Raw genomic sequence first — 4,144 nt, forward strand, 5'->3', positions numbered from 1 at the left:
GAAAGTCGTTCCATAAACTGACGACGTCCAATTTTACTATGCGCATAATCGTCATACAAATCGAACACTTCTTGTTTGATGTCTTCTTTTTTAAGTTCGCTCATGATTTAAGGTTTTTTTGGTTGATCTAAAGTTACGGAATTTTTGAGTTTTATTTTTAAATTAAAATACACATTAAAGACATTTTCCAAATACAAAAATTTACCAGTATTGTATATTTCGAATTGATATATCTACTAGCCAAACCTCTTCAACTCCAACGTAAGACTCTGGATATAAATATCGTTCTTTTCGTATCCAATTTCCTTTAGTATCATAATAATAAAGGAAATAGTGATCTTTTTTATTTTTTAAATAGACAATCTTTTTCGATAAAAGATCGTTCTCATATTCATACTCATATCTTTCATCTAGTTTTTCTTCGTAAAAAGTTCGATAATCAATTAATTGTTGCTGGTCATTGTATGTAGACTTGCTTGAAACTGAAGGTGTTTTACTGCCAGCTTCAAAACTGCCAGATGATAATAAATTGTTATGCTTATCATATACATACTTCATCTCTGTATCGTCAACGAAACTCACATTACCATTTTCGTCATATTTATAAGTGGTAAGTGGATAAAAATGAAAACAAGTATCATGATCTTTGATTTCTGATAAAAAATTATTTTCATTAAAATAATATTGAGCGCTACAACTAATTTCCTCTAGATCGTTTTTGTAATATTGATGTCGCTTTACAACATTATCATGATGCTCAAAAACTTCATTTTGCTCGTACTCTTTAATTTCTCTATTCCACTTTGAATAAATAATTTTCACCAACCTGTTCAAATTATCGTATTCAAACTTTTTACTTTCTTTAAATAGAATATAATCTTTTTCAAAACTAACTGTCTTTCCGTTTTTATTGTATTGTAAAGTAATCTTTCTCATGACGTGACTATCCTTTCCAATGCTATCAAGTTCATCGAATTTAGATAATCCGCCACCGCCATAATGGACAATATCTATTTGTTTGATTTTAGTTCCTTCAACAAAATCTGCATCATTTGAAGCGTCATTATAATTTGTCAAAGGTTCTTCCAGGTCTTTTTCAAACGTTTGTGAAAAGTTGAAAAAAGGGATAAAAAACACTATAAATATTATTTTTTTCATTTTTGATAGCATTCGTAATTTATTTATGATTTGAATTAGTTGTGAAGCTAAGTTAAAATTTTTCAGTATCCACACCGAATAAATTTTATTGAAATTAATTCTTTTAAATTTACTTTCATGAGTGGGAATTCGTTCCTGTAGACTAGCGAGAAGCTTTTGTTTATGTGTAGAAGCATCTAACAGATATACAACAAGCTTCAGTTAAATTAACAAAAAGATAAATAGACAAACAACAACCAACGAAAAACAAGAAAAAACGTATCTTTGAAACGCACACAACCAACCAACATGATATACATTGCCATCTTACGTGGAATCAACGTTTCTGGAAGTAAAAAACTGCCCATGGCAGAACTTCGTGAATTGCTTGCTAAGCTAGGTTTTGAAAACATTCAAACCTACATTCAAAGCGGAAATGTAGTCTTTAAATCATCACAAAAAGATCAAGAAAAAATAGGAAGTCAAATTGCGGAAGCCATCAAAAAGCAGTATGATTATGAGGTGCCAGTTTTGGTGAAAACAATTGCGCAGTGGAAAACAGCAATTGTAAACAATCCATTTACTGAAGAAGATATTTCAAAACAAGCCATTACATTTTTAGCCAGCATTCCAGAAGAAACAACAATTGATATTGATGGCAAAGGCGATCAATTCAAAATCGTACACTCAGAAGTATATCTCTACTGTCCAAATGGTTTTGGAAGAAGTAAACTTTCAAACAATCTCTTTGAACGCAAACTAAAAACACAAGCAACCACCAGAAATTGGAGAACGATTTATAAATTATTAGATCTTGCGGAAGCGCTAGAGAAATCTTAAATTATGAATGTTGAATTTTAAATAAAAAAGAAGATTAACTCTAATTTGTAGAAAGTTATAAAAATAGAAAAATGAACTAAATAATTCTAATTATCAATTCGAGCGCAGTCGAGAATCATTAAAAGTAATACAGTATCTCGACTGCGCTCGATATGACATAATAAAAAATAAGTAAATGGAAAAAAAAGTAACTCCAAGAGGCGCGTATCCACACACAAAACGTGTGGGCGACTTTATATTTGTATCAGGAACAAGTTCACGAAGACCAGATAATAGCATTGCTGGAGTAGATATTATTGACGAAATGGGAACGAAACACCTAAATATAGCCACACAAACACGTGAAGTTTTAAAAAACATTGACAAAAATTTACAAAGTGTTGGCGCAAGTCTAGCCGATGTAGTTGATGTAACTTCGTTTCTTGTCAACATGAACGACTTTGCAGGATACAATGCAGCGTACGGAGAATTCTTTGAAAAAGAAACAGGTCCCACACGAACAACGGTTGCTGTGCATCAATTGCCGCATCCAGACTTGGTAGTTGAAATCAAAGTTGTTGCGTATAAAAAACAATAATCCATCGTATGAAAAAGATTCTAAACTATATCAACGGAAGTTATGTTGAACCAAAAAATAACGAATGGATTGACAACTACAATCCGTCAAATGGAGAAATATACGGACACATTCCTAACTCATCCTCAGAAGATGTCGAAGCCGCATACAAAGCAGCCAAAGCTGCATTTCCGAGTTGGTCACAAACTACTTTAGATGAGCGAAGTCGCATTCTAAACAAAATCGCTTCTTTAATAGAAGAAAACTTAGCAGACTTGGCGCACGCAGAATCTTTAGACAATGGAAAACCGCTAAGTTTAGCCACACAAATTGACATTCCAAGAGCAACAAGCAATTTCAAATTCTTCTCGCAAGCCATCACACAATTTTCGAGCGAAGCACATGAAAGTATCGGACTCAACGCTGTTAATTTTACATTGCGACAACCAATAGGAGTAGTAGGCTGCATTTCACCATGGAATCTACCATTATATCTTTTCACATGGAAAATTGCACCTGCATTAGCCACAGGAAATACGGTTGTTGCCAAGCCAAGTGAAGTCACACCAATGACGGCGTATCTGCTAGGCGAAATCTGTACAAAAGCCGGTTTGCCAAACGGAGTTTTAAACATTGTACACGGTTTAGGGCACACTACAGGGCAAGCCATTACGGAACATCCCAACATAAAAGCAATTTCCTTTACAGGCGGAACGGCTACAGGAGCGCATATTGCTCGTACTGCGGCACCAATGTTTAAAAAGCTTTCGCTGGAATTGGGAGGAAAAAATCCAAACATCATTTTTGCAGACTGTGATTATGATGAAATGTTGAAAATTACGGTGCGATCTTCCTTTGCAAATCAAGGACAAATCTGTTTATGCGGATCACGTATTTTTGTAGAAAGAAGCATCTATGACAAATTCAAAACGGACTTTGTAGCACGCGTGAAACAACTCAAAGTAGGAAATCCGTTTGAAGAAACGACCAAAGTTGGCGCATTGGTATCAAAACCACACTTAGAAAAAGTAAAATCATACATTGACATTGCCAAAGAAGAAGGCGGAACCGTTTTATGTGGCGGAAATGAAGTTGTGGTTAAAGGTTCTGAAAACGGATACTATCTGGAGCCAACAGTCATTGAAGTACAAACCGATCAATGTCGTGTAAATCAAGAAGAAATATTTGGTCCAGTTGTTACCATCATGCCATTTGATACGGAAGAAGAAGTACTACAAATGGCAAACGGAGTTCGCTATGGTTTATCAGCGACACTTTGGACAAATAATCTGAATCGTACCATGCGCATGTCTAAAAAAATCGAAGCAGGAATTGTTTGGGTAAACACGTGGTTACTGCGTGATTTGCGTACACCTTTCGGCGGAATGAAAAACTCAGGCGTAGGACGCGAAGGCGGATTAGAAGCTTTACGTTTCTTCACGGAACCAAAAAATATATGTATAAAATACTCTTGATTTTAAATTATAAATGTTGAATCTTAAATTAAAAAGGAAGATCAATTCGAGTTCAAATAAAATTAAGAGTAACAAAATAACATTCGTGAATTCGTGACAAAAAAACACACGAGTAAGCAAAACAAATAACGAACTT

Annotated in this window: 4 protein-coding genes and 1 pseudogene; 3 read left to right on the forward strand and 2 right to left on the reverse strand. The window is 34.4% G+C overall.

Annotated features, from left to right (window positions below; genetic code table 11):
* Positions 1-104, reverse strand: a pseudogene (locus AB8B65_RS13285) (dienelactone hydrolase family protein); the annotation flags it as partial.
* Positions 105-201: 97 nt separating this feature from the next.
* Positions 202-1,158, reverse strand: coding sequence for a hypothetical protein (locus AB8B65_RS13290; RefSeq protein WP_405301583.1), 957 nt, complete (start codon positions 1,156-1,158; stop codon positions 202-204).
* Between the two features lie 264 nt (positions 1,159-1,422).
* Here AB8B65_RS13290 and AB8B65_RS13295 point away from each other — a divergent pair, with 264 nt between their 5' ends.
* The 3 genes from AB8B65_RS13295 to AB8B65_RS13305 all read left to right on the forward strand — a co-directional run bounded on the left by AB8B65_RS13295 (position 1,423) and on the right by AB8B65_RS13305 (position 4,008).
* Positions 1,423-1,977 (forward strand): DUF1697 domain-containing protein, encoded by a 555-nt coding sequence (locus AB8B65_RS13295; protein ID WP_405301584.1) that lies wholly within the window; start codon positions 1,423-1,425, stop codon positions 1,975-1,977.
* A gap of 175 nt (positions 1,978-2,152) precedes the next feature.
* Positions 2,153-2,554, forward strand: coding sequence for a RidA family protein (locus tag AB8B65_RS13300; protein WP_205318053.1), 402 nt, complete (start codon positions 2,153-2,155; stop codon positions 2,552-2,554).
* Positions 2,555-2,562: 8 nt separating this feature from the next.
* Positions 2,563-4,008: an aldehyde dehydrogenase gene (locus AB8B65_RS13305; RefSeq protein WP_405301585.1), complete on the forward strand. Its 1,446-nt coding sequence runs from the start codon at positions 2,563-2,565 to the stop codon at positions 4,006-4,008.
* Positions 4,009-4,144: the final 136 nt, after the last annotated feature.

The organism is Kordia sp. (assembly GCF_045105435.1).
In the GTDB taxonomy this organism is placed as follows: Bacteria; Bacteroidota; Bacteroidia; order Flavobacteriales; family Flavobacteriaceae; genus Kordia.

What these genes read in the sequence shown, in the direction of transcription:
- AB8B65_RS13290 (WP_405301583.1), bottom strand. Translation starts at nt 1,158, where the DNA reads ATGAAAAAAATAATATTTATAGTGTTTTTTATCCCTTTTTTCAACTTT.
- AB8B65_RS13300 (WP_205318053.1), top strand. Translation starts at nt 2,153, where the DNA reads ATGGAAAAAAAAGTAACTCCAAGAGGCGCGTATCCACACACAAAACGT.
- AB8B65_RS13305 (WP_405301585.1), top strand. Translation starts at nt 2,563, where the DNA reads ATGAAAAAGATTCTAAACTATATCAACGGAAGTTATGTTGAACCAAAA.